The 23,810-nt window shown below is 72.0% G+C and carries 27 protein-coding genes and 1 pseudogene; 16 read left to right on the top strand and 12 right to left on the bottom strand.

Translation table 11 applies throughout. The annotated features are described in order from the left end of the window. Positions 1 to 302: 302 nt before the first annotated feature. Together TR46_RS09480 and TR46_RS45010 are read left to right on the top strand one after the other, a co-directional pair. A complete protein-coding gene (locus TR46_RS09480) occupies positions 303 to 878 on the top strand; it encodes a GNAT family N-acetyltransferase (protein WP_042396773.1) in 576 nt (191 codons plus the stop codon). Between the two features lie 66 nt (positions 879 to 944). Further along, entirely contained in the window at positions 945 to 1,070 is a 126-nt protein-coding gene (locus tag TR46_RS45010) for a hypothetical protein (RefSeq protein WP_269084249.1), read from the top strand. A gap of 480 nt (positions 1,071 to 1,550) precedes the next feature. On the opposite strand, the gene TR46_RS09475 is transcribed toward TR46_RS45010, so the two are convergent. Further along, entirely contained in the window at positions 1,551 to 2,489 is a 939-nt protein-coding gene (locus TR46_RS09475) for a GlxA family transcriptional regulator (RefSeq protein WP_042396770.1), read from the bottom strand. Between the two features lie 207 nt (positions 2,490 to 2,696). On the opposite strand from TR46_RS09475, the gene TR46_RS45540 reads away from it, so the two are divergent. From TR46_RS45540 to TR46_RS09460, 3 genes are read left to right on the top strand one after another with little or no spacing between them, the layout of a single operon-like run. After that, positions 2,697 to 2,951, top strand: coding sequence for a hypothetical protein (locus tag TR46_RS45540; RefSeq protein WP_042396759.1), 255 nt, complete (start codon positions 2,697 to 2,699; stop codon positions 2,949 to 2,951). Then, positions 2,948 to 3,469, top strand: coding sequence for a membrane protein (locus TR46_RS09465; protein ID WP_042396754.1), 522 nt, complete (start codon positions 2,948 to 2,950; stop codon positions 3,467 to 3,469). Before TR46_RS45540 ends, TR46_RS09465 begins: the two co-directional genes overlap by 4 nt. Then, positions 3,466 to 3,762, top strand: coding sequence for a hypothetical protein (locus tag TR46_RS09460; RefSeq protein ID WP_042396751.1), 297 nt, complete (start codon positions 3,466 to 3,468; stop codon positions 3,760 to 3,762). Before TR46_RS09465 ends, TR46_RS09460 begins: the two co-directional genes overlap by 4 nt. Before the next feature lie 102 nt (positions 3,763 to 3,864). On the opposite strand, the gene TR46_RS09455 is transcribed toward TR46_RS09460, so the two are convergent. Beyond that, entirely contained in the window at positions 3,865 to 4,446 is a 582-nt protein-coding gene (locus TR46_RS09455) for a hypothetical protein (protein ID WP_236655270.1), read from the bottom strand. Positions 4,447 to 4,692: 246 nt separating this feature from the next. Here TR46_RS09455 and TR46_RS09450 point away from each other — a divergent pair, with 246 nt between their 5' ends. Beyond that, positions 4,693 to 5,415: a peptidylprolyl isomerase gene (locus tag TR46_RS09450; protein ID WP_042396747.1), complete on the top strand. Its 723-nt coding sequence runs from the start codon at positions 4,693 to 4,695 to the stop codon at positions 5,413 to 5,415. Positions 5,416 to 5,463: 48 nt separating this feature from the next. Here TR46_RS09450 and TR46_RS09445 read toward each other — a convergent pair whose 3' ends face one another. Then, positions 5,464 to 6,111 (bottom strand): TetR/AcrR family transcriptional regulator, encoded by a 648-nt coding sequence (locus TR46_RS09445; protein WP_152626377.1) that lies wholly within the window; start codon positions 6,109 to 6,111, stop codon positions 5,464 to 5,466. 126 nt (positions 6,112 to 6,237) lie between these two features. Here TR46_RS09445 and TR46_RS09440 point away from each other — a divergent pair, with 126 nt between their 5' ends. The 3 genes from TR46_RS09440 to TR46_RS42180 are packed head-to-tail and all read left to right on the top strand — an operon-like array spanning position 6,238 to position 8,123. Next, the gene (locus TR46_RS09440; RefSeq protein ID WP_084718170.1) at positions 6,238 to 7,020 is read left to right on the top strand and encodes an SDR family oxidoreductase; all 783 of its coding nucleotides are present in this window, start codon (positions 6,238 to 6,240) and stop codon (positions 7,018 to 7,020) included. A 49-nt stretch (positions 7,021 to 7,069) separates the two neighbouring features. Continuing rightward, entirely contained in the window at positions 7,070 to 7,966 is an 897-nt protein-coding gene (locus tag TR46_RS09435) for an SDR family oxidoreductase (RefSeq protein WP_042396741.1), read from the top strand. Then, positions 7,959 to 8,123 carry a hypothetical protein gene (locus TR46_RS42180; RefSeq protein WP_161790105.1) on the top strand — a complete coding sequence of 55 codons (165 nt, stop codon included), beginning with the start codon at positions 7,959 to 7,961 and terminating at the stop codon, positions 8,121 to 8,123. The genes TR46_RS09435 and TR46_RS42180 overlap by 8 nt, the downstream gene beginning before the upstream one ends. Before the next feature lie 15 nt (positions 8,124 to 8,138). Here the strand turns inward: TR46_RS42180 and TR46_RS37775 are convergent, their stop codons facing one another. The 3 genes and pseudogenes from TR46_RS37775 to TR46_RS09420 form a co-directional block, all read right to left on the bottom strand. Continuing rightward, complete coding sequence (locus tag TR46_RS37775; RefSeq protein WP_152626376.1) at positions 8,139 to 9,029, bottom strand: hypothetical protein; 891 nt, start codon at positions 9,027 to 9,029, stop codon at positions 8,139 to 8,141. Then, the gene (locus TR46_RS09425; RefSeq protein WP_042396737.1) at positions 9,016 to 9,540 is read right to left on the bottom strand and encodes a SigE family RNA polymerase sigma factor; all 525 of its coding nucleotides are present in this window, start codon (positions 9,538 to 9,540) and stop codon (positions 9,016 to 9,018) included. The genes TR46_RS37775 and TR46_RS09425 overlap by 14 nt, the downstream gene beginning before the upstream one ends. Before the next feature lie 98 nt (positions 9,541 to 9,638). Continuing rightward, a pseudogene (locus TR46_RS09420) lies at positions 9,639 to 10,607 on the bottom strand (sigma-70 family RNA polymerase sigma factor); the annotation flags it as partial. 100 nt (positions 10,608 to 10,707) lie between these two features. On the opposite strand from TR46_RS09420, the gene TR46_RS09415 reads away from it, so the two are divergent. The 3 genes from TR46_RS09415 (at position 10,708) to TR46_RS09405 (ending at position 13,825) form a co-directional block, all read left to right on the top strand. Further along, positions 10,708 to 12,054 (top strand): ABC transporter substrate-binding protein, encoded by a 1,347-nt coding sequence (locus tag TR46_RS09415; protein WP_152626375.1) that lies wholly within the window; start codon positions 10,708 to 10,710, stop codon positions 12,052 to 12,054. Further along, positions 12,051 to 12,929: a carbohydrate ABC transporter permease gene (locus tag TR46_RS09410; protein ID WP_042396729.1), complete on the top strand. Its 879-nt coding sequence runs from the start codon at positions 12,051 to 12,053 to the stop codon at positions 12,927 to 12,929. The genes TR46_RS09415 and TR46_RS09410 overlap by 4 nt, the downstream gene beginning before the upstream one ends. Before the next feature lie 113 nt (positions 12,930 to 13,042). After that, on the top strand, positions 13,043 to 13,825 hold the full coding sequence (locus TR46_RS09405; RefSeq protein WP_042396724.1) for a carbohydrate ABC transporter permease: 783 nt from the start codon (positions 13,043 to 13,045) through the stop codon (positions 13,823 to 13,825). A gap of 5 nt (positions 13,826 to 13,830) precedes the next feature. Here TR46_RS09405 and TR46_RS09400 read toward each other — a convergent pair whose 3' ends face one another. The 6 genes from TR46_RS09400 to TR46_RS09375 all read right to left on the bottom strand — a co-directional run bounded on the left by TR46_RS09400 (position 13,831) and on the right by TR46_RS09375 (position 21,059). Beyond that, positions 13,831 to 14,682, bottom strand: coding sequence for a PaaX family transcriptional regulator (locus tag TR46_RS09400; RefSeq protein ID WP_236655269.1), 852 nt, complete (start codon positions 14,680 to 14,682; stop codon positions 13,831 to 13,833). 1 nt (position 14,683) lies between these two features. Continuing rightward, positions 14,684 to 17,074 carry a bifunctional salicylyl-CoA 5-hydroxylase/oxidoreductase gene (locus TR46_RS09395; RefSeq protein WP_042396722.1) on the bottom strand — a complete coding sequence of 797 codons (2,391 nt, stop codon included), beginning with the start codon at positions 17,072 to 17,074 and terminating at the stop codon, positions 14,684 to 14,686. Beyond that, the gene (locus TR46_RS09390; RefSeq protein ID WP_042396720.1) at positions 17,071 to 18,741 is read right to left on the bottom strand and encodes an AMP-binding protein; all 1,671 of its coding nucleotides are present in this window, start codon (positions 18,739 to 18,741) and stop codon (positions 17,071 to 17,073) included. Before TR46_RS09390 ends, TR46_RS09395 begins: the two co-directional genes overlap by 4 nt. Continuing rightward, positions 18,741 to 19,673, bottom strand: coding sequence for an acyl-CoA thioesterase (locus TR46_RS09385; protein WP_042396717.1), 933 nt, complete (start codon positions 19,671 to 19,673; stop codon positions 18,741 to 18,743). Before TR46_RS09385 ends, TR46_RS09390 begins: the two co-directional genes overlap by 1 nt. Beyond that, positions 19,673 to 20,158, bottom strand: a complete 486-nt coding sequence (locus TR46_RS09380; protein ID WP_042396712.1) for a cupin domain-containing protein — start codon at positions 20,156 to 20,158, stop codon at positions 19,673 to 19,675. Before TR46_RS09380 ends, TR46_RS09385 begins: the two co-directional genes overlap by 1 nt. Before the next feature lie 67 nt (positions 20,159 to 20,225). Continuing rightward, positions 20,226 to 21,059: a fumarylacetoacetate hydrolase family protein gene (locus tag TR46_RS09375; RefSeq protein WP_042396710.1), complete on the bottom strand. Its 834-nt coding sequence runs from the start codon at positions 21,057 to 21,059 to the stop codon at positions 20,226 to 20,228. A gap of 90 nt (positions 21,060 to 21,149) precedes the next feature. Here TR46_RS09375 and TR46_RS09370 point away from each other — a divergent pair, with 90 nt between their 5' ends. The 4 genes from TR46_RS09370 (at position 21,150) to TR46_RS09355 (ending at position 23,764) form a co-directional block, all read left to right on the top strand. Then, positions 21,150 to 21,584 carry a RidA family protein gene (locus TR46_RS09370; RefSeq protein WP_042396707.1) on the top strand — a complete coding sequence of 145 codons (435 nt, stop codon included), beginning with the start codon at positions 21,150 to 21,152 and terminating at the stop codon, positions 21,582 to 21,584. 317 nt (positions 21,585 to 21,901) lie between these two features. Beyond that, the gene (locus TR46_RS09365; protein WP_052432660.1) at positions 21,902 to 22,720 is read left to right on the top strand and encodes a YsnF/AvaK domain-containing protein; all 819 of its coding nucleotides are present in this window, start codon (positions 21,902 to 21,904) and stop codon (positions 22,718 to 22,720) included. Positions 22,721 to 22,871: 151 nt separating this feature from the next. After that, positions 22,872 to 23,207 (top strand): hypothetical protein, encoded by a 336-nt coding sequence (locus TR46_RS37770; RefSeq protein WP_052432659.1) that lies wholly within the window; start codon positions 22,872 to 22,874, stop codon positions 23,205 to 23,207. A 104-nt stretch (positions 23,208 to 23,311) separates the two neighbouring features. Further along, entirely contained in the window at positions 23,312 to 23,764 is a 453-nt protein-coding gene (locus TR46_RS09355; RefSeq protein WP_042397060.1) for an SPW repeat protein, read from the top strand. Positions 23,765 to 23,810 lie beyond the last annotated feature (46 nt).

Genomic DNA, 23,810 nt, shown 5'->3' with positions numbered 1-23,810 from the left:
GCCCCCACGGACGGTCCCCCCGCCCGGCCAACCCCCAGCACTGGCGCTCCGCGGGCTGGCAGGACAACCCGCCTGGCACCTCCGGGTGATCGCACTCCCCCACCCCCAACTCCTCACTCGACCGGAAGACTTCGATGCGCCGCTGGTGGCCCCGCTGGTCCCACCGCCCCGGTGACCGTCACCTTCGGCCTCTGACGGCAGGCTGCCGCAGTTGCCTGAACCCGCGCGCCGAGAAATCCCGTTGCGCGTGAACGGCATCGGATGTCTGATTGATCGGCCACCGATCACGGGACGGAACTCGAATGTCACTGCCCACCCCCACGCTGCACACCGCTCGTCTTCGACTGCGTGCCTTCGGCGACGCTGATGCGGACGACCTCTTCGCACTGCACAGCAGCGCCTACGTGCTGCGCTACTGGGACTCGCCGCCGTGGAGCGAGCGTGCGCGCGCCGAGAAGTTCATTGCGGCCTGCGAGCAGATGGCGCAGGAGGGCACCGGGGCGCGGTTGGCCGTGGATCGTGTCTCCGACGGGGCGTTCATCGGGTGGTGCACCCTGAACGGGTGGAATCCGGACTACCGCAGCGCGTCGCTGGGCTACTGCTACGGCGACGCGGCGTGGGGCCAGGGCTACGCGACGGAGGCCGCGCGCGCTCTGCTGGGGTGGGCGTTCGACACGCTGGACCTCAATCGCGTCCAGGCTGAGGCCGATACCCGCAACGCGGCCTCTGCCCGCGTGCTGGAGAAGCTCGGCTTCGTACGCGAGGGGACGTTGCGGGAAGACTGCGTCGTGAACGGCGAGGTCTCCGACTCGTGGGTCTACGGGCTCCTCAGGCGGGAGTGGCAGACTTCGTCGTCCGAGCCGGTTCCCGCCCGCTGAGTCCTTGCTCCCTCGCGGGACAGCACCCCGGCACAGGGGATCGGCCACATCCCGAACGAATCACGTATGACCGTGCATCAGCTGTTCTCGGTCTCATCGGCGATGTGCGGCTCCGGAATCAGCTCCGGCTTCGGCTCCGGCATCAGCTCCGGCATCGGCTTCGGCTGGGCCGGTGTCCTCGACGGAGGGTGAATCGAGGCGCCGGCGCAGGACGGTGGCTTGGGGGTGGTCGATCCGGTCGAATTGCAGGAGGGGTTCCGTCCAGGCTTCGTGCGCGGCATCACTACGGCCCGCGGCGGCGTGGGCGTCGCCGATGCCCTCGTGGGCTTGGCCTTGGAGGCGGGCGTCGCTGAGTAGCCGGCCCATCTCCAACTCCTGGCCGTAGAGGTCCAGGGCGAGAGGGATGTCGCCGTCGTGGAGCTGGTATTCGGCGAGGTTGGCGAGAACCAGTGCCTGGCTCCGGCGGTCGTTCACGGTCCGGTACAGAGCCAGTGCTGCGTGGCTGTCGGTGTACGCCTCGCGGTGCCGTCCCAGGTCCCGGTGGGCGAGGCGGGCTGTCTGGGTTTGTACGGGAAACGGCCATAGCCGCCTCGACGAAGACCGTCGCACCTGCCCGGGAGACCGAGAATGCGCGACGGGCTCCTGACGGGAGGACGGGCTCGGTCCTGGACGTCAGCTGAAGGCTCGGCGGTAGCTGTGGGGGCTGACGCCGGTCGTCTTCTTGAAGCGGTCACGGAAGGCAGTGGGTGAGCTGAAGCCGACCTGGGCGCCGATGCGTTCGACGGTGTGGTGGGTGGACTCCAGGAGGTGCTGGGCCTGGCGGATGCGGGCGCGGTGGAGCCACTGGAGCGGGGTGGTGCCGGTCTGCTCGCGAAAACGGCGGATCAGCGTCCGGGTGCTGGTTCCGGCGTGGGCGGCGACGTCGGCCAGGGTGAGGTCGCTGGCGAGGTTGTCCTGGAGCCAGGCGAGGAGGGGCTCGAGGGTGCCGCCCTGCGGGGTGGGCGCGTAGTCGTGGACGATGAACTGCGCCTGTCCGCCCTCGCGTTCCAGGGGCATGACGGACAGTCGGGCCGCGTGGGCGGCGACGGCCGAGCCGTAGTCCTTGCGGATCATGTGCAGGCACAGGTCCAGGCCGGCGGCGGCACCCGCCGAGGTGAGGATCTGGCCGTTGTCGACGTACAGGACATCCGGGTCGACCTCGATGTCCGGGTAGGCGGCGGCGAGGAGGTCGGCGGCGATCCAGTGGGTGGTCACCCGCAGGCCGTCCAGAAGTCCGGTGGCGGCCAGGGGGAAGGTTCCGGTGCAGATGGAGGCGATCCGCGTGCCGTCCCGGGCGGCGGCCCGCAGGGCGTCGCGGACCGGAGCCGTGAGGGGGGCGGCGGGGACGGTCGTACCCGGAACGATGATCGTGTCCGCACCCTTCAGGCCTTCCAGCCCCCACGGCGCGCGCAGGGCGAACGCTCCGGCCTCGATCTGCGGCTGCTCGGCGCATACCCGGATCTGGTAGCCGGGGCGGCCGTCCGGGAGGCGGGTGCGGGTGAAGACCTCGATCGGCGTGGACAGGTCGAACGGGATCACCTGGTCCAGCGCGAGGACTGCGACGGTGTGCATGACGCGAAGATACCCTCCCGCCGGGCGAGCGTCCCGCCATCTGAGTCGGCGGATCCGCTGTCTTCGCAGCTCAGGGGTGCATGGCTAGGGATGGCACTTTTCCGTTGGAAGCTGTCACTAATGCCACTGGGAGGTGTGGTGGCGGCCGGTTAGCGTCGGGGTGCAGCCGGCGCCGACCGGGTCGGCCGAACCCCCGAGGACTCCCCCATGCACGCCCAGATCGTCCCGTTCGACGGCCTCGACCCGCTCGGCGCCGTCGCGCCCCATGAAGTGCTCTACGCCGGCGGCACCGCCTCCGGCGGCCGGGAGGTCCCATTCCACGACATCGCACTCAGCGACATCGCTCTCAACGGCGGCCACCTCACCTGGAGACAGGCCACCCCCAAGGCCGGCCGCCTGCCTGCCTCCAGGGTCACCGGCCGCCGACGCACCGTCACACCGACCAGGGGAAAGCGGCCGTGACGAAACTCCTCCTGTCGCTGCACGTCCTGGCCGCACTCCTGGCCATCGGCCCCGTCACCATCGCCGCCAGCATGTTCCCCGCCGCCCTGCGCCGCACCGACGACGACCCCGGCGACCTCGAAGCCCTGGCCACGCTGAAGACCCTGCACCGGATCTGCCGCCTCTACGCGGCCCTCGGCATCGCCGTGCCCGTCTTCGGTTTCGCCACTGCCAGCAGCCTCGGCGTCCTCGGCAGCCCTTGGCTGATCACCTCGATCCTGCTGACCGCCGCGGCCGCCGCCCTCCTGGCGCTGCTGATCCTTCCCGTCCAGGACGCAGCCCTCACCGAGGCTCAGGCCCAACCCCCCGGCCCTGCTCCCGGGCCCGGGCCCGGGCCCGGCCCCGGCCGCCGCCCCGAGCGCGACTCCGGCCCACCAGCCTCCGCCCGACTGGCGATGCTCACCGGCGTCTTCAACCTGCTGTGGGCCACGGTCACCGTCCTGATGATCATCCGCCCCGGTTCCACCACAGGAGCATGACCGTGCACCTCCGCCCCCTGCGTATCGCAGCACAGGTCGAACTCGTCTCACTGGCCGTCCTGTTGGCCAACCTCGCCACCGTCCACCTCCAAACCGCCGCCGCCCTGATGGGCCCCACCCACGGCTGCGCCTACCTCTTCGTCACCGTCTCCACCTGGCGCCTCAAACAGGCCACGACCACCACCAAAGCCGTCGCGGTGATCCCCGGCATCGGCGGCCTCCTGGCGCTGCGCAGACTCGGCCGCTCCGGCTCGGCTCAGCCCGGGACGCCGACCGCTCACTCGGCGTCGTAGTCGCAGCCTGTTGAATCCGCCGTGGGCCGCGCCTCGGCGTGAGGTGCGGCCCACAGTCGCGGTGAACGCCCAACGGCGGTTGGGACTCCCTGTGCGACCGGACTACCGCGCCCACCGTCCCATGGTCGGCGCGGTGCCGATCAGGCACTCGACGTCGACCGGGAAGCCGACGAGGGCGTAGGCGGTCAGGCGCAGGTGGCCTTCGAGGCAGACCAGGTCGTCCCGGTTCTCGCCGACGAGGATGAGCGCAGGGAACCGCTCGCCGCCGAGCAGCGCGCGGGCGGCGTCGACGAACGGTTCATTGGGCACGTCGAACGCCCGCACCCCCGCCTTGATGCGTGCGGCCGCGTCGTTCGGCCGGCGGCTGCCGCCCGACAGTTCGACCCAGTAGGAATAGTCGACGTAGCGCACACCGGCCGCCTCGTCGGCGGAGAGCACTGCCCTGCTCCATCTGACGCGAGCGGGGAAGTTCTCGAACAGGTCGCGGTTCTCGCCGTACCCGCGTGTGTCAGCGAGCAGACGGCGGCGTGCAAGGTTCGCTCCGGCTTCGGAGAGGTCCGGATGCGTCAGCAACCGCTCGGCCTGTCCGGTCGCCGCCAGGCGGCGCCGGAGGTTCTGCCCGAACCTCCGGCTGGACAGTTCGCCGCTCAGAAAGCAGGCGACCATCTCGTCCTCCGTGCTCATGCCCAGTACCTGCACGACCGCCAGCATAGAGGGGCGGTCACCTGGGTCCTGGGTGACCGTACGACGTGGTGCCGACACGGCAGTTGACGGTGGTTCACCGAACGCCGCCTGGTGCCGGACGGCATGAATCGCTACCGGCCGGGGAATCACCGGGGTCATGACAACGCGTGCGGGCGGGGCGGTGGGGACTGGTGCGCACAGTCGCGGCTCCCCCGTCCGGCCGCCGCAACGACCGGAGGTTCTTCCATGATGCACAGGCAATGGGTACTGCTCGCCGCCGCGGCCTCCCTGGTGCTGGGCCTGACCGGAGCCGCGCAGGCCCAGGGCGTCGGACCGGGAACGAACGCGCGGGCCTCGACCGGCCGACCGGCCGCTGCCGCCGCCGCCCCGGTTTCGTCGCCCGCGCCCTCGGGTTGCGGCTTCGTCGCGGCTGTCCCGGCCGATCGCTTCAAGGGCATCCCCGTCTTCGACGCCGCCAAGGCCGCACAGCCCTACCAGGCCACGCTGCACACCAGCCAGGGCCGGGTCACCTTCCAGGCGCTGACCGCCCAGGCGCCGTGCACCACCTTCTCGTTCCGATTCCTGGCCACCCACGACTACTACAGCCGCACCCACTGCCACCGGCTCACCACCAAGGGCATCTACGTGCTCCAGTGCGGCGACCCCACCGGCACCGGCAGCGGAGGCCCCGGCTACTCGTTCAACGACGAGAACCTGACCGGCGCCACCTACCCCGCCGGCACCGTGGCCATGGCCAACGCCGGTCCGAACACCAACGGCAGCCAGTTCTTCTTCGTCTGGAAGGACACCAAGCTCCCGCCGCTCTACACCCCGTTCGGCCGCGTGACGGGCGGCTTGGCCGCCCTGCAGAAGATCGCCGCCGCCGGCGAGGACGACCAGAACGGCGCCGGCGACGGCTTCCCCACACTCCCCGTCGACATCAGCCGGGTGACGATCAGTCGGTACTGACGATCAGTCGGCGCCGACCGACCGACGCGTGCTTGAGCGGTCCTCCGGTCACGGGCGCAGGCCGCGCATCAGGTTGGCGACCAGACCGGCCGCGAACTCCTCGGTGATCGGCTCGTCCGGTATCAGCAGCCGGTGGTAGCAGGCGCCCCAGAGCTGGTCGACGACGATGCGCGGGTCGACGTCGGGGCGCAGCTGGCCGCGGAGCTGAGCGCGCTGCATGACCTCGACGGCCAGGCGCCGTCGAGGTCCCGAGTAGTGCTCGCGGAAGGCGGCGGCGAGGTCCGGGTCGGTCTGGGACTGGCCGATCAGTTCGGCGACGACCCGGCCGGCCGGCGTGTCCGCGGTGAGGTGGACGAAGGCGCGCAACTGGGTGAGCAGGTCCGCCTCGATGTCGCCGGTGTCGGGGAAGGCCAGGGTGTTCTCGACCGCTGCGAAGTAGCCGTCCAGGGCGAGGGCCCCCTTCGAGGGCCACCACTTGTAGATCGACATCTTGCTGACGCCCGCGGTGGCCGCCACCCGCTCGATCGTGAAGGTCGCCATCCCTTCGCTGAGCAGCAGCGTGCCCGCCGCGGACAGGATGTCGTGCCGCACCTCGTCCGCGGGGCGCCGGCCGCGGCCGCGCCGTACCGGCGCCGGCCGCGGCGTCGACTCCTGCGGGTCCGCGCCGCTCGTTCCCGATGGTGGTGCTGTGGTCACTGTGGGGTCTCCTCCGGTCGGATCGATGCGACTTCACCAGCTTATATGGACGCAGCGTCTACATGTGGTTAATATGGACGCAGCGTCCATTAAGTGAATGGGCGACCAGCCCAGAGGAGTCCCGTCATGACCGTCACCTCCAGTTCTCCGTCCGGCTCCAGCTCCACCGCCGGCTCCGCCCCGGCCCCGCGGGTCGCCGTCGTCACCGGCGGCTCGGGCGGCATCGGCCGGGTCGCGGCCGAACGCCTCGCCGCCGACGGCATGGCCGTCGTCGTCTCCTACGCGGGCAATCCGGTGCCTGCCGAGGAGGCCGTCCGGGCCATCGAGGCGGCCGGCGGCGCCGCCGTCGCCGTCAAGGCGGACGTCGCAGACGAGGCCGATGTCGCCGCGCTCTTCGACGCGGCCGAGCAGCACTTCGGCGGCGTGGACGTCGTCGTGCACGCCGCCGGGATCATGCTGCTCGCCCCGCTGGCCGAGCTCGACCTGGCCGACTTCGACCGCATGCACCGCATCAATGTGCGCGGCACCTTCGTGGTGGGACAGCAGGCCGCCCGCCGGCTCCGCCCCGGTGGGGCGATCGTCAACTTCTCCAGCTCGGTGACGAAGATCGCGCTGCCGACCTACACCGCCTACGCCGCCACCAAGGGCGCCGTCGACGCGATGACGCTGATCCTCGCCAGGGAACTGCGCGGACGAGACATCACCGTCAACGCCGTCGCACCCGGCCCGACTGCGACCGCGCTGTTCCTCGACGGCAAGCCGGAGGCCGCCGTCGAACAGCTGGCCAGGATGTCGCCGCTGGAGCGCCTGGGTGCCCCGGACGACATCGCCGAGGTCGTCTCCTTCCTGGCCGGCCCGGCCCGCTGGGTCAACGGCCAGGTCCTGTACGCCAACGGCGGCGTGATCTGACCCCGGGTCGACGCCCCTTCCTCCCCAGCCCGAAAGGAATGTGATCAGCATGTCCAAGATAGTTCTCGTCACCGGAGCCTCCAGCGGGTTCGGAGCCATGACCGTCCGCGCGCTGGCCGACGCGGGCCACCACGTCTACGCCGGGATCCGGCAGACCGCCGACCGCAACCGCCCCGCCGTGGCCGACGCCGCCCGCTACGCCGCCGACAATGGAGTGGACCTGCGGAGCGTCGAACTCGACGTCGGCGACCAGGACTCGGTGGACGCCGCGATCGCCGCGGTCGTCGCCGAATCGGGCCGCATCGACGTGGTCGTGCACAACGCCGGCCACATGGTCCTGGGCCCGCTGGAGGCGTTCACGCCGGAGCAGCTGCACGAGGTCTTCGACGTGAACGCCGCCTCGACCCAGCGGGTCAACCGCGCCGTCCTGCCCCATCTGCGCCGGCAGGGCGACGGCCTGATGTTGTGGGTCGGCTCCACCAGCACCCGCGGCGGCACCCCGCCCTACCTCGGCCCCTACTTCGCCGCGAAGGCCGCCATGGACTCCCTCGCGGTGAGCTACGCGGCCGAGGTCGCCCGGTTCGGCATCGACACCACGATCGTCGTCCCCGGCGCGTTCACCTCCGGCACCAACCACTTCGCCCACTCCGGACGCGCCGCCGACCAGGACGTCGTCCAGGCCTACGAGTCCCACTACGCGGGGCTTTCGGAGCAGGTCGCCGCCCGTCTCGCGGAGATCACCCCGCCGGACGCCGACCCGTCCGAAGTGGCCGCCGCCATCGTTCGCGTCGTCGACACCCCCAAGGGGCAGCGCCCCTTCCGGGTGCACATCGACCCCGCCGACGACGGCGCCGAGACCGTCAACCGGGTCGGCGACCTGGTCCGCAGCGCGTTCTACCGGCGCATCGGCCTGGACGACCTGCTGCGCCCGCAGGTGAATGCCTGAGTCACGGCAGCAGGAGGATCCGACCCTGTGCCCGGTCGTCCAGGATCCGGTGGCCGGCGAGGGCGAACGCCTCGCCGCGGCCCTGCGCACCCTGGCCGACGCACTGCTCGGAGGCCCCCCGCGGGCGGACGCCGGCCGGTCGGTGTCGCAGCGGTGAGGACCGGTTCGCCGACTACGGGGCCGCACAGGTGATGTCGAAGATCTTGCTGTGGTCGTTCTCGCCGATCTCCAGCGGTGCGCCGCCGTCCACCACGACCTTCCAGCCGGAGGTCAGCGTGCCCGAGGCCGGGTCGTCGGCGTACCAGATGGTCGGGGCCGTCGAGCGGCAGGCACTCAGCCCCTTCTGGCCGGCGGCGAGCCACTGGCCGGCCGCCGCGGTACGGCCCTGGACCAGGTTGCCGAGATAGCCGGAGAGGGTCTTGTCGCTGTAGCCCCCTTGGCCCGACCCGCAGCTGACGCCGGTGATCCGGGCGGTGGCCGGGTCGAACGTCACTGTGACGACCCCACCGAGGAGCGAGGCCCCGCGGTACAGCTGGATCGCGCTCGGGTCCACCCCCGCGGCCCCGTCCGCGACCTGACCGCAGGTCACCCCCAGGCCCCCGCTGCCCCATCCGGCCGTGAACGCGGCGTGGCTGCTGAACAGCGCCTCCACCGCGGGCAGCGGGACCCGGCCGCGCAGCGCGGCGTGCTCCTGCTGCTCGGCGGCGACCACCAGGGCCCGGGCGGCGAGTGTGCGGGCCGTGTAGGGATCGGTGGCCGCCGCGCCGCTCGACGTCGACGGCGCGGGTGTCGCCTTCGGTGTCGGGCTCGCCGAGGGCGCCGCCGTGCTGCTCGGCGTCGGGGTGACCGCAGGGCCGCTGCCCCGGCCGCCGCCACCGCCGGCCAGCAGCACCGCCCCGGACGCGACGACACCGGCGGCGACGGCCGCCAGCGCCCAGCGGGCCCGGGCCCGGCGCGGCGCGGCCAGGAAGTCCCCCGGGTGGTAGACGGGAGCGGGCACGCTGTCGGCGTATTCGGCCATGGCGAGGCTCAACTCCCTTTCGAACGCGTCAGATTCGGGCATGGTCGGCTCCCTGTCCGGGGTCGGTGCGGCCGACCGGGGCGCGGAGCTTCGCCAGCGCACGGGAGGCCTGGGAGCGGACCGTGGAGGGCGTGACGCCCAGCAGGTCCGCGATGCCCTCGTCGGGCATGTCGTCGAAGTAGCGCAGCACCAGCACCGTCCGCATCTGGATCGGCAGGGCGTGCAGCCTGCGCATCAACTGGTCGCGCTCGGCGACCCGGCCGTACGGGTCCTCCCCCGAGGGCCGGTCCTCGGCCAGCGGGACCTCGACCGGTCGGCGGCGCAGGCCGCGCCATCGGTCGTTGGCCAGGTTCACCAGGATCCGCCGTACATACGCCTCCGGCGAGTCCGCGCGGCGGGCCTTGGACCAGTGCCGGCAGGCGCGTTCTAGCGCCCCCTGCACCAGGTCGTCGGCGGCGTGCCTGCCGCCGGTCAGCAGCAGCGCGGTGCGGTGGAGCGACGCCGAGCGCGCCCGCACGAACGCGGCGAACTCCTCGGCCTCATCGGCTCTCATCCACCCTCATCCCCCGTTCCTCCCCAGTCCTCGGGTATCCCTGCACCCGGACCGGACGACGAGGACGGCGCGGCCGCTGCACGCCTGACGGGACGTTATCAACCTGTGACCGCGGGCGGAATCTCCTGCGGCAGGCCGAAGGCGGCAAGTACCCGCGGGTCGGCGAACACCACGTTGCAGCTCACCCGGCCGCCGCTGACGGTGAGGACCTGCAGGGTGTGCAGCCAGTGCCCGCCCGCGGGCCGCGGGGCGTACGCGGCGAGCGCGGGCTGCCCGTTGGCCGTGAGCTCCCGCATCCGCCAGCCGGGTCCGCGCATCGCGAACACCCGGTCCATGAACAGGCCGTAGGCCCGGCTGCCGCGGTACCACAGCGGGACCGGCGGCATCTCCAGCACCGCGTCGTCGGCCAGCAGCCGCACCAGTGCGGGCACATCGGCCGCCTCGAAGGCGCGCAGGTACTTCTGCACCACCGCGCGCACCTCCGGATCGCCCGGTTCACGGAAACCCTCGGCGTCGCCCGCGTCGGCGAGCCTGGTGCGGGCACGCTGCAGAGCGCTGTTGACCGCCGCGGCCGAGGTACCCAACTGCCCGGCGACCTCGGCGGCCGAGAACTCCAGCACCTCGCGCAGCACCAGTACGGCGCGCTGCCGCGCCGGAAGCAGCTGCACCGCAGCCACCCACGCGAGCCGCAGGTCGGCCCGCACCGCCGTGTCGAACCGCGCGTCGGGGAACGGCTCCAGCCAGGGGACGTCCAGGGCCGGGACGAGCGGCGCCGCCGGATCCTCGCTGGGTGCCCCCAGCCCGGACGGCAGCGGGCGCCGCCGACGCGCCTCCAGGGCGGTCAGGCAGGCATTGGTCGCGATCCGGTACAGCCAGGTCCGTACCGACGCGCGCGCCGGGTCGTACCGGTCGCGGGCCTTCCATGCCCGCAGCAGCGTCTCCTGCACCAGGTCCTCGGCCTCGTGGAAGGACCCCAGCATCCGGTAGCAGAACCCCAGCAACTCGCCCCGGTACGGCTCCAGCTCCATCCGGCCATCATGCCGCACAACGCTCCGCGTCGGTGCGGCGCAGTTCGACGGTGGGCGGCCATGCTGGTACCTGACACTCGACCACGTGACAACTCAGTGAAAACCTCCTGTGCCCGACCCGCCGAGGAGCCCCCGCACCGTGCGCAGACCCTCCGGACCCGCTCTGCCTGCCGCCGCAGCCGTCGCCATGGCCGCCGTCCTGTCCGCGACCGGAATGACCTCATGCGGCGTCCTCGCGCCCGGCGCGCTCACCCAGGTGCACGCGGTGCCGGGCTGGGCCGTGTCCACCACGGTCCCGGCCGGCAGGGCGACCCTGACCGTGGTGAGCTCGGAGAACTCGGGCACCACCAGGGCGCTGGCCGCGGCATTCGAGAAGCTGCACCCCGGCGTGGCGGTCGACTTCCGGTACACGGCCGTGGACGACTACAACAAGAGCCTGAACCTCACCCTGTCCTCGGACCACGCCCCCGACCTGGCCCTGCTCAACATGCTCGGGACCACGGTCAGGGCCGACCTGGTCCGCAGCCTGGACCCCTGCGCGACCGCCTACGGCTGGGACCGGTCCTACCCCGGCACCGAGCTGGCACAGTGGCGGGCCGACGACACCGGCGTCCGGCTGGGCACCGGCCACCTGTGGGCGGCTCCGGCCGGTTTCTCGGTCGTCGGCGTCTACTACGACAAGGCGGTGGCGGCCGGGCTCGGTATCACCGCCCCGACCACCTTCGCCGCGTTCGAGGCCGACCTCGCCAAGGCCAAGGCGGCCGGGAAGACCCCGGTCCAGCTCGGCAACCTGCAGGGCCACGCCTCCTTGGTGTTCCAGTCCGTCACCGACTCGGTGGGCGGCGCCCGAACGGCCAGCCGCTGGGCCTACGGCATCCCCGGCGCCACCATCGAGGCCCCCGGCGGCACCGCCGGCGCCCGGGCCCTGTCCGACTGGGCCAGGAAGGGCTACCTCCCCGCCGGCGCCAACGGCACCGACCTGCCGGGCTCGGTGGCGGCCTTCGCCGAGGGCCGGAGCCTGTTCCTGTTCGACGGAAGTTGGGACGCGGCCGTCATCGACCGGACCATGCCGGGCCGCGCCGGGTTCATCCCGCTGCCGGGGCCGAGCGCCTCGTCGCCCGCGACCGGCATCGGCACCTCGATCGCCTATGCCATCCCGACCCGGGCCGAACACCCCGACCTGGCCGCCGCCTTCCTGGACTTCATGGGCAGCGCACAGGCCGCGCAGTTGGAGTTCGACACCGGGTTCATGCCGGTGGCCCACGCCGACCAGGTCACCGCGCCGAGCGGCAGCGTGCTCGCCGACGTCGCCGCCGCCTGGCGGAGGGTCGACCGCGGCAACGGCCTGGTGCCGTTCTTCAACAACGCCACGCCCACCATGAACGACACCCTCACCGCGGCCGGCCAGCAGCTGATCGGCGGCAGGTCCAGCCCGGCCCAGTTCCTGACCGCGCTGCAGGCCGACTGGGCCAGGGAGCACGGATGAGCCGCGCACCGGCAGCGCGGCGCCGCCCCGTCGCCTACCTCTACCTGGCCCCCGCGCTGGCGGTCTACACCGCGTTCGTCGCACTGCCGTGGCTGCACACCGTCTGGATCTCGCTCTACACCTGGGACGGCGTCACCATCGGCACCTGGAACGGGCTGGGCAACTACCGCCGGGTCCTCACCGATTCCGCCATGCTCGCCGCTCTGGAGCACGCACTCGGCTTCGTCCTCTTCTTCTCCCTGCTGCCGATCGCCTTCGGCCTGCTGCTGGCCGCGGTCGTCGGCGGCCGCGGCGGCCGCCGCTACCCGCTCACCCGCGCCGTCCTGTTCCTGCCCCAGATCGTCCCGCTGGTGGCGGTCGGCGTGATGTGGCGCTGGATGTACGGGCCGGACGGCACCGTCAACCAGGCGCTGCGCGCCATCGGCCTCGGCTCGCTGACCCGCGCCTGGCTCGGCGACTTCACCTGGGCCTACGCCGCCGTGGGCGTCGTCGGCACCTGGGTGATGACCGGACTGGCCCTGGTCCTGTTCCAGTCGGGAATCCAGCGGATCGACACCAGCCTCTACGAAGCCGTCCGCCTGGACGGCGCAGGACCGTTCCGCGAGTTCGCCGCCGTCACCCTGCCCGGCCTACGGGCCGAAATCCGCGTCGCACTGACCGTCACCGTGATCGCCGCACTCGCCGGCTTCGACATCGTCTACGTCACCACCGCCGGCGGCCCCGGCACCTCGACCACCGTGCCGGGCGTGCTCATCTACCGCCTCGCCTTCACCGACGGACAGGTCGGCGCCGCCTGCGCGCTGGCCGTAGTCCTGAGCACGCTCATCTGCCTGCTGGTCCTGGCCATCGGCCGACTGCTGCGGGAGGACACCTGACCGGCACCGCCACCACCACCGCACCTGCCCCCACCGTCCCCCCGGCGACCCCCGGCAGCACCGCTCCGCACGGCCGCCGCCACCGGGCCCCGTCCCTGTCCGGACCCGTCGTCATGGCCGCCTTCGCCCTCGCCGTACTGCTGCCGTTCGCCGGGCTGGTGCTGGCGGCGCTCAACCCGTCCGGCACCGTGGTCTCCGGACTGGCCTGGCCCGAGCACCCGACCCTGGCCACCTTCGGCGCTGCCTGGTCCGGCGCCGGCTTCGCCGGCCTGCTGCGCAACAGCGCCGTGGTCGTGCTCGGCGTGGTCCCGCTGTCACTGCTGTGCGCGGTCCTGGCCGGATACGCCTTCGCGACCATGGAGTTCCGCGGCCGCGGGGCCCTGTTCGGGTTCCTGTTGCTGGGACTGACGCTGCCCTACGAGGCCGCGGTCGTCCCGCTCTACTACGACCTGCGCGCGTTCGGCCTGACGGACAGTCCACTGGCGATGGTCCTCGCCCTGGTCGGACTGTTCATGCCGTTCGGCGCGTTCTGGATGCGTCGGCAGTTCCTGGCCCTTCCCGCCGAACTCCTCGAAGCCGCCGCGCTCGACGGGGCCGACAGCTGGACCGTGCTGTGGCGGGTGCTCGTCCCCTGCACCCGGCCCGCGATCACCACGCTGGGGCTGCTGTACTTCCTGTGGGGCTGGAACCAGTTCCTGCTGGCGCTGGTCCTGATCCAGGACCCCGCCGAGCGCACCGCCCCGGCCGGCCTCGGCTTCTTCGTCGGCGCCCACAGCATCAACGTGCCCATGCTGGCCGCCGCGACCCTGATCGTGATCGCCCCGGTCGTCCTGGTCTACCTCTGCTTCCAGCGCCACTTCATCAGCGGCATGCTCGCCGGCGCCGTCAAAGGCTGACCCGCCTACGGCTGCGCCGACCAGTACGGGGCGGCGTGGGCCAGGGCCCGGCCCTCCAGCATGGTGACCAGGCGTTCGAAGAGCTGGACGGCGGCCGGGCCGCTCCAGTCTGCGGTGAGCACCTCACTCGGCAGGCCCGGGTCGCGGAACGGGAGCTTGCGCCAGCGGTCGATCACCGCGAGGTAGGTGGTGAAGGCGTGCTGCCCGCCGATCACGTCGGAGCCGGCCAGCCGGTCGGCCTCGTCGCGGTAGTCCTCGATGAACTCCCGGTAGCGGCGGTCGATCCCGTCCAGGTCCCAGCCGTTGCGGACCATGGTGGTGAGCTCCTGCCCGGCCGCGTAGTCGCCTACGAAGACGGCGCAGTACCGGGTCAGGTCCAGCTCGGCGATGGCACGCTGGGCGGCCGGGAGCATCCTGGCGGGGGCGATCCACACCGCCGAGCCGATGTTGCCGAAGCCGAGCGAGGTCAGGTGCGCGGTCAGCTGGTGCCGCATCGCCCGGGCGGACTCGGGCACCGAGAAGTTCACCAGGCACCAGCCGTCGCCGAGGTCTGCCGGCTGCCGGGCGTGCCAGATCACCTCGTCGCCGACGGCGAGGGCGTCCAGCGCGGCCGGCGTCAGCGAGTAGCCGCGCATGCCCGCGCGGGTCTCCGACTCCAGCCAGCCGCGCTTCTTCAGCCGGAACACCGCCGTGCGGACGCTGGAGGTGTCCAGGCCTGACTGGGCCAGCAGCGCCACCGTTCCCGCGATCGGCATCCAGTTGCCCATCTTGCGCACCGTGGCACCGAGGAAGCTCACCAGCACGGTCCGGGAGGCGGTCGCAGCCGCGGGAGGCCGGTCGGCCTTGGTCTCGTTCATCTCAGGCAGTATGCCGAACAGGCGTCCAGCGCTGGTGCACCGCTCCCCCGGTCCCTTCCCGCAGCAGCGACAGCCGCGGCGGCACCTTGTCGGTGCGGGCGGACGGCGGCCTGCGGCGGCCGGCCTCCCACTGCACCGGCCACTCCGCCCCCGCCCCCCGGTACTCCTGCTCGGCCGCGGCCTGCAGGGTCCACTGCGGGTTGTAGAGGTGGGTGCGGCCCAGCGCGCACAGGTCCGCGCGCCCCGCGAGCAGGATCGAGTTCACGTCGTCGTAGGAGGAGATGGCGCCGACCGCGATCACCGGCACCCCGGCCGGCCCGGCCACCCGGTGCCGGATCCGGTCGGCGAACGGGGTCTGGTAGGAGCGGCCGAAGGCCGGCTTCTCCTCCTGGGTGACCTGGCCCGAGGAGACGTCGATGGCGGCGGCGCCGTGCTCGATGAAGGCCCGGGCGATCTCCACGGCGTCGTGCTCGGTGTTGCCGTCCGGCACCCAGTCGGTGGCCGAGATCCGGACGGTCACCGGGATCGCGGCCGGGACGGCCCGCCGCACCGCGTCGAAGACCTCCAGCGGGAACCGCAGCCGGTTCTCCAGCGGGCCCCCGTACGCGTCGGTGCGCTCGTTGGCGACCGGCGAGAGGAAGGACGACAGCAGGTAGCCGTGCGCCGCGTGCACCTCGACCAGGTCGAACCCGGCGCGCACCGCGCGCTTCGCCGCGGCAGCGAAGTCGGCCACCACCTGGTCCAGGTCGGCCCGGGTCGCCTCGCGCGGCACATGGCAGCCGCTGCCGTAGGGGATCGCGGACGGTGCGATCACCTCCCAGTTGCCCGTCTCCAGCGGCTGGTCCATGCCCTCCCACATCAGCCTGGTCGAGCCCTTGCGTCCGGAGTGGCCCAGCTGCAGGCCGATCTTCCCGGTGCTGTTCCGGTGCACGAAGTCGGTGACCCGGCGCCACGCCTCACCCTGCTCGTCGGTCCACAGCCCCGGGCAGCCCGGGGTGATCCGGCCCTCGGGCGACACGCAGACCATCTCGCTCATCACCAGCCCGGCCCCGCCCAGTGACTTGGAGCCCAGGTGCACCAGGTGGAAGTCGCCGGGGACGCCGTCCACCGAGCAGTACATGTCCATCGGGGAGACGATGACGCGGTTCTTCAGCTCCAGCGCGCCGATCCGCACCGGCTGGAACATCGCCGGGGCGGTCCCCCCGGCGGCAGCGGCTTCCGCGGGAACCCCCTGCTGCCGGGCGAACTCGGCCTCCATCAGCGCGGCGAACCCCGGATCGCGCTCGCGCAGGTTCTCGAAGGTGATCCGGCGCGAGCGGGTGAGCAGGTTGAAGGCGAACTGCGCGGGGTCCTGGTCCGCGTACATGCCGATGTTCTCGAACCACTCCAGCGAGGCCTGCGCCGCCCGCTGGGTCGACTCCACCACCGGCTTGCGCTCGGCCTGGTAGGCCGCCAGCGCCTCGGCCACCGTGGGCTGCTCGTGCAGGCAGGCGGCCAGCGCCAGGGCGTCCTCCATGGCGAGCTTGGTGCCCGAGCCGATGGAGAAGTGCGCGGTGTGGGCCGCGTCGCCCAGCAGCACCACATTGCCGTCGTACCAGTGCTCATTGCGGACCGTGGTGAAGTTGAGCCACTTGGAGTTGTTACTGAGGACCTGATGGCCCTTCAGCTCCGCGGCGAAGATCTCAGCGATCCTGGCGACCGCGTACTCGTCGGAGACGCCGGGCGGCAGCGCCTGCTCCTCGGTCCGGTCGAAGCCGGCCCGCCGCCAGACGTCCTCGTGCATCTCCACGATGAAGGTCGAACCGGTGTCGGAGTACGGGTAGCCGTGGATCTGCATGGTGCCCCACTCCGTCTGCTTGACGAAGAACTGGAAGGCCTCGAAGACCAGGTCGGTGCCCAGCCAGATGTACTTGTTGCGGCGCCGGTCCAGCGACGGCTCGAAGACGTCCGCGTGCTTGGTCCGGATCGCGGAGTTGAGCCCGTCGGCGGCGAGCACCAGGTCGTACCGGTCCCTCAGCTGGTCCACGTCCGGCGCCGCGGTCCGGTAGTGGACGGTGACGCCGAGCTCGGCGGCCCGCTCCTGCAGGATCCGCAGCAGCTCCTTGCGGCTCATCGCGGCGAACCCCTGGCCGCCGACGCTGAACCGGTGGCCGCCGAACTCGATGTCGATGTCGGTCCAGCGGGCGAACCCGCGCTCCATCCGGGCGTGGACCACCTCGTCGGCATTGTCGATGCCGCCGAGGGTCTCGTCGGAGAAGACCACGCCGAAGCCGAAGGTGTCGTCGGGCGCGTTGCGCTCCCAGACGGTGACCTCGTGCGCCGGGTCCAACTGGGCCATCAGGGCGGCGAAGTAGAGGCCGCCCGGCCCGCCCCCGGCGATGGCGATCCTCATGGCTGTACCTCCACTTGCTGACGGAGCTTGAAGTGCTGCAGCTTGCCGCTGGTGTTGCGCGGCAGCGAACCGGTGAAGCGCACCACGCGCGGGTACTTGTACGGCGCGATCTGCCGCTTGACGTGGTCCTGGATCTCCTTGGCCTTCGCCGGGTCCCCGGCCACGCCCTCGCGCAGCACCACGAACGCGCACACCACCGAGCCGCGCACCGGATCGGGTGCGGCGACCACCGCCGACTCCAGGACGTCCGGATGGGTGTCGATCGCCGCCTCGACCTCGGGTCCGGCGATGTTGTAGCCGGAGGACACGATCATGCTGTCGTTGCGCGAGCGGTACCAGAAGTAGCCGTCCTCGTCCCGGAGGAAGATGTCGCTGGTGATGTTCCAGCCGTTGAGGACGTAGTTCTCCTGCCGCTCGTCGTCCAGGTAGCGGCAGCCGACCGGGCCGATCACCCCGAGCCAGCCCTCGACGCCGGGTCCGAGCTCCTTGCCGTCCGGGTCCAGGATCGCGGCGCGGTAGCCGGGGACCGGCCGTCCGGTCGCCCCGGGGCGGATGTCGTCGCCGGCCGCGGAGATGAAGATGTGCAGCAGCTCGGTGGCGCCGATCCCGTCGATGACCCGCAGGCCGAGCTGGTCGCGCAGCTGGTTCCAGACGTCGGGCGAGATGTGCTCCCCCGCGCTGACGGCGGCGCGCAGCCCGGCGAGCTGCCGGACCCCGCCGGAGGTGAGGATCTGCCGGTACGCCGTGGGCGCGGTCGCCAGGACCGTCACGCCGTGCTCGGCCACCAGCTCGGCGAGCCGCGTCGGCGGCACCGCCTCGGTGAGGAAGGCGCAGGCCCCGGCCCGCAGCGGGAAGACCACCAGCATGCCGAGGCCGAAGGTGAAGGCGATCGGCGCGGTGCAGGCCACCAGGTCGTCGGGGACCAGCCCGAGCAGGTTCCGGGCGAAGGTGTTGTCGATCGACAGCAGGTCGCGGTGGAAGTGGGTGGTGATCTTCGGGACGCCGGTGCTGCCCGAGGTCGGCCCGAACAGCGCGACGTCGTCCGCCGCGGTGTCGGCCGCGGTGAACTCCCCCGACTTGAGCTCGACCCGGCGGCTGAGGTCGTCGGCCGTGTCACCGCCGTGGGACACGACCACCAGGTCCGGTGCGACGGTGTCGGTGAGGACGGCCATGTCGTCGAGGCAGCGGTGGTCCACCAGCGCGACCACGGGCCGGGTCTTCGCCACGACCGGCGCCAGTTCGCCGGCCCGCAGCGCGGCCATGGTGGTGACCACGATGCCGCCGGCCTTGACCGTCGCCAGCCAGGCGGCCACGGTCCAGGGGGTGTTCGGGGAGCGCAGCAGCACCCGGTTGCCGGGCACCAGGCCCAGGTCCTCGGTGAGCACCTGGGCGATCTGGTTGACCCGCCGCTGCAGCTCGCCGTAGGTCCAGACCTCGCCGTCGGGGGTGCGCAGCGCGGGGCGGTTCGGGCCGAAGGCCGCCGTGGGCACGTCGATCAGCTCGGTGGCGGCGTTGAGCCGCTCCGGGTACTGGAGTTGCTCGGTGCTGAACTCCAGCACCGGCCACTGCCCGGCGGGCGGCAGGTGGTCGCGGGCGAAGGTGTCGGTGTGTCCGGAACGAGTCAGTGCCAGTGGCTGCGGCTTTGACTGCGGCTGTCGCTGTGTCATCAGTGGCCCCCCTCCAGGTCGCGGATCATCCCTTCCTGGACGACGGTGGCCAGATGGGCGCCGTCCGGGGTGAAGAACCGTCCGATCGCGGCGCCGCGGCCCGAGTCGGCGGCGACGGCCTGCTGGGCGTAGAGCAGCCAGCCGTCGGCCGTGCCGGGCGCCGGTGCGCGGTGGAACCACATCGCGTGGTCCAGGCTGGCGGTGACCAGGCCCTCCCGCGCCCAGGGCAGGTCGAGGACCCGCAGCAGCGGCTCCAGGATGGTGTAGTCGCACACATAGGCGAGGGCGGCCAGGTCACGCCGGCTGTCGCTGAGCCCGTCGACCGGCCGCAGGGTGTCGAACGGCTTGACCCAGAGCGCCTGGTGGGGCACCCGCTCGCCCTCGACGGCCAGGTAGACCGGGCCCGGCAGATGACGCATGTCGAAGCCGCGGCCACCGGACCAGTACGCCTTGGACTCCTCGGTCATCGTCCCGCCGCTGCGGTCCGCCAGGTACTCCGCGGAACTGGGCAGCTTCTCCGGGGGCGTGAGCTCCGCGGGACCCGCCCAGTGCGGCGGGGCGTCGCTGTGGGAGGCGCCCGGCTCCCCGGCGGCGAAGTTGGCCAGGCAGACGTAGACCGGCTTGCCGTTCTGGTAGCCGCGCACCTGGCGGGTCGAGTAGCCGCGGCCGTCCCGCAGCAGCTCCACCTCGTAGCGGACCTCGGCACCGATGTCGGCCGGGCGCATGAAGTAGGAGTGCATCGAGTGCAGGGTCTTGCCGTCGGCGACGGAGCGCATCGCGGCCGCCGCGGCCTGGGCCACCAGGTCTCCCCCGTACGCCTTGGGCCACGGGCAGGGCTGGGTGACGGCGGTGAAGGCGAGGTCGAAGTGCTCGGCCTCGGCGGGGGTGAGCGTGACGGCGGCGGTGAACACCTCGGAGGTGGGCTCGGTCATCAGTTCCGCTCCGTCCAGTCGCGCAGGTCGGTGTCGGCGACCTGGGGGAGGTTGACCACGATGTTCTCCGGGGTGCGGGTCGTCATCCAGGTCAGCGGGTGGTTGCGGTCCAGGTTGCACTCGACGTGCGGCATGAAGGGCGGTACGAACACCCAGTCGCCCTCGGCCATGTCGATGTAGTCCGCGAACCGCTCGCCGAAGTAGATCCGGGCCCGGCCGGACAGCACATAGCCGCCGGTCTCGGCCTCGCCGTGGTGGTGCGGCACCGAGCGGTAGCCGGCCTCGTTGCTGACCTTGCCGAACCAGATCCGCCTGGCCGGGGTGTGCTGCGGGCCCACCCCGGAGATCCGGACCGCGCCGTCGGACTGGCCGGTGTTCCCCGGCTCGGCGCCGGCCCGGGTGACCACCGGCACCACCAGGCCGCTCGCGTTGGCGTACACCGAGTTGTCGCCCTCAAGGACGTACTTGCTGAAGTCGGGCTCCATAGTGGCTCCTTCGCCGCTCGGGAGGGGTCTGGGTCGGAGGGTTGGCAGGGTCGGGGTGTCGGCGGGGTCAGGCGGTGAAGCGCACGGTGTTGCGCAGGGTGCCGATGCCGGGGATCTCGGTCTCCACGACATCGCCGTCGGCGAGGAAGCGCTGCGGGTCGCGGGCCACGCCCACACCGCCGGGCGTGCCGGTCAGCACCAGGTCGCCGGGGCGCAGCACGGTGAACGTCGAGATGTAGGCGAGCAGTTCGGCCGGGTCGAAGACCAGGGTCCTGGTGCTGTCGCGCTGCACCTCTTCGCCGTTGACCCGGCAGACCACCTCCACGCCGTCGACGGGGTCGATCTCGTCCGGGGTCACCACGACCGGGCCGACCGGGGTGGACCGGTCCCAGGCCTTGCCCTGGAACCACTCCAGGGTCCGGTACTGCCAGTCGCGCACCGAGATGTCGTTGGCCACGGTGTAGCCGGCGATTCCGGCCAGTGCGGTGGCCCGGTCGGCGCGCCGCAGGGTCGTGCCGACCACGACGGCGAGCTCGGCCTCCCAGTCGACCTGCAGGCCGAGTCCGGCGGGCAGCACGATGTCGGCCTCGGGGCCGACCAGCGTGTCCGCGTACTTGGTGAACAGCGTCGGGTGGGCCGGCAGCTCGCGCCCGGTCTCCCGGATGTGCTCGCCGTAGTTCAGCCCGCAGCAGATCACCTTGCCGGGAGCCGGCAGCGGCAGCACCGGAACGGCGCCGCCGACGGCCGCACCGGCCCGGGCCGCCGTCGCGGCCACCTCCGCCGGCGGCACGGAGGCCAGCAGCGCCGACAGGTCGGCGGCCGGAAGCGCCCGCCAGCCCTCCCCGTCGAGCACCGCAGCGGTGGTGGTCCCGGTCGTGCCCGAGACAGTCGCGAAGCGCATCGGCCCTCTTCTTTCCTGCTTGTCCCTCAGTGCTTATTTCATTATTCCGCCGACCGTCACAGATCTGTCAATAGCTGCTAGCGTGGCGGCATGACGACCGACTCCACACCCATCCCGATCAACCCGGCGTCCCTGCCCACGCCCAGCGGCTACTCCCACGGAACGCTCAGCGGCAACACCCTCCACCTGGGCGGCCAGACGGCCCTCGACCAGGACATGAAGATCGTCCCGGGCGGCATCGTCGAGCAGTTCCGGCAGGCCTTCGGCAATGTCCTCACCACCCTCGCAACGGCCGGAGGGGTCCCTGCGGACCTGGTGAGCATCACCATCTACCTGACCGACATCCCCGACTACCAGGCCCACGGCAAGGAGATCGGCAGGGCCTGGCGCGAACTCGCCGGTCCGGTCTACCCCGCCATGGCGGGCATCGGCACCACCGCCCTCTGGCAGCCCGAAGCCCTGATCGAGATCGTCGGCGTCGCCGTCATCCCCGACGACCGCCTGATCCGCCCCGCCACACCCTGAGCAGCCGATCAAGGCTCATATCCATGGGTGGTCGTCAAGCGATCGACATATGCCGAGGAATGACCGACCGCCTGGGCGGCCGGTCGGTCGGCCCTGTGGGCCGAACGGGTGAGCCGACTTCTCGGCGCCGTCAATGCCCGGGCGGCAGGCGGGGCGGGGTGCGTGCGCTCCCCGCCCGCCGTCAGCCGGTTGGCCGTCAGCGCTTGCGTTTGCCCGCGGTGTGCCTCTGACCCATGGTGGAGAAGTGATCCGCTGCCGCGCGGATGCGGCGGAGGCGGTCTCACCCCCTACCACCGCACACCTCGGAGGAGGTTGTCATGGGAACTCCGACCCTCGATCCCCAGCAGGTTGTCGGGCACAAGGTGCTCGACGCCGCGGGGAACAAGATCGGACAGGCGGGCCAGGTCTACCGGGACCGCTCGGCGGAGCACGAGCAGTGGATCCTGGTCAAGAGCGGACTGTTGGGCAAGGGGCACCTCGCGCCGATGAGCGGTGCCCACCTGGTCGCGGACGACGTGCAACTCGCCTACGGGCGCGCGCAGGTGGACGGTGCTCCGGACCTGGACGCGGGCCGGCCGCTCAGCGCCGACGAGGAACTGGCGCTGTACCGGCACTACGGCCTCGGCTCCGACGGCGGTTTCCCGACCGCGAAGCTCTCCGAGCGCGACGGCACCGGTGGAGGGGTGGGCGAGTACCTGACCCGCTCCGAGGAGCGGCTGCGGCTCAACAGCGAGAACGTCGAGGTCGGCCACGCCAAGCTGCACAAGTGGATCACCACCGAGCGGGTCACCCGCACCATCCCGGTGAAGCACGAGGAGGTGCGCATCGAGCGCGACCCCATCGTGGCCGGCTCGACCGAGGCCGACGGCGTCGTCCCCGACTGGACCGAGCAGGAGCAGGACGTGGTGCTGCACGAGGAGCGCGCCATGGTCCGCAAGGAGACCGTCCCGGTCGAGCGGGTCCGGATGCGGGTCGAGGAGGTCACCGAGGACGTCTCCTTCACCGAGGACCTCCGCACCGAGCAGATCGACTACCAGGAGGACGAGGCCCTGCACGCGCACATGGCGCGGACGCGGCAGGCGCACCGGTCCGCGCAGGCCGGCGAGGGGCGCCTCGGCGACCCGCGCAAGCCCTGATCGACGGCCGCGGGCCGGACACCCTTCGCGGTGTCCGGCCCGCGGCCGTCGCTGTCGAAGCGGTACCGAAGTGGCACCGACGGCGCCGCCGGACAGGACGAGAATGGAAGGGAGCACGCCGTCCGTCGGCCCGGACCGTGAGGAGCCTGCCATGTCGACCGAATTCGACCGTGACCCCGCTGTGCCGGAGCAGTCCGTGCAGCACCGCGCACAGGAGCGGCTGCTGGCCGCCGTGGCCGCCGACGGGGTGACCGGGCTGGCCCGGGTGCTGATCGCCGCGGGCAGCGGTGATCCGGCGGCGGCGTCGATGCCGGTCGGCGCGCTGTTCCGGGCGCTGCCGGGGGTGGACTGGCTCACCGCCCACGACCTGCTCAAGCGCGCCCGGCTGCGGGACGACCAGTGCCTCCAGGACCTCACCGCGGCTCAGCGGCAGGCCCTCGCCGAGGCCCTGAGCCATGCGCCGGTGCCCCGCGACGCGGTGGGCTGATCGCTCGGACAGAGACGCGCCGTGCAGATGAGTGAACCGGACAATAAAGGGGAAAGTGGAGGAACACAGGGCCTTTCATGCTTTTCCGGAAGAAGGCGATCAGAATGGCTCACATCGCGAATCGTGGCCCCGACATCGCGGCCCACCCTGACGTGGCCGAGATGCGGGCGCGGTACGCCCGAATGGAGAGCCGCCGTGGCGTCGTCGCCATCGACGGCCTGGTGCTCCTCGCCGGCCTCTACGCGGCGATCTCCCCGTGGGTCGTGCACTTCGGCCCCAGCAACAACAACCTGCTGGTCAACAACCTCATCCTGGGCATCGCCCTGGCCGTGATCGGGATGGGGCTCACGCTCGCGCCCGAGCGGATGTTCCGGCTGAGCGGCGTCGTCGCGGCGATCGGCGTCTGGCTGATCATCTCGCCCTGGGTGGTGACCGTCGGACACCACCCCACGGCCGGAATGATCTGGAACAACGTGGTCATCGGCGGCGTCTGCTGCGCGCTGGGACTGGCCGCGGTCGGGATGGTGATGTCACTGGGCCGTCCCACCAAGAGATAGGCCCGACCCGCGAAGGGGCAACCGGGCGCCCCCGTCCGTACCGCGT

It is taken from the genome of Streptacidiphilus carbonis, assembly GCF_000787775.1.
Lineage (GTDB): Bacteria > Actinomycetota > Actinomycetes > Streptomycetales > Streptomycetaceae > Streptacidiphilus > Streptacidiphilus carbonis.
The sequence above is the reverse complement of the archived record's forward strand: the minus strand, read 5'-3'. Positions and strand labels throughout refer to the sequence as shown.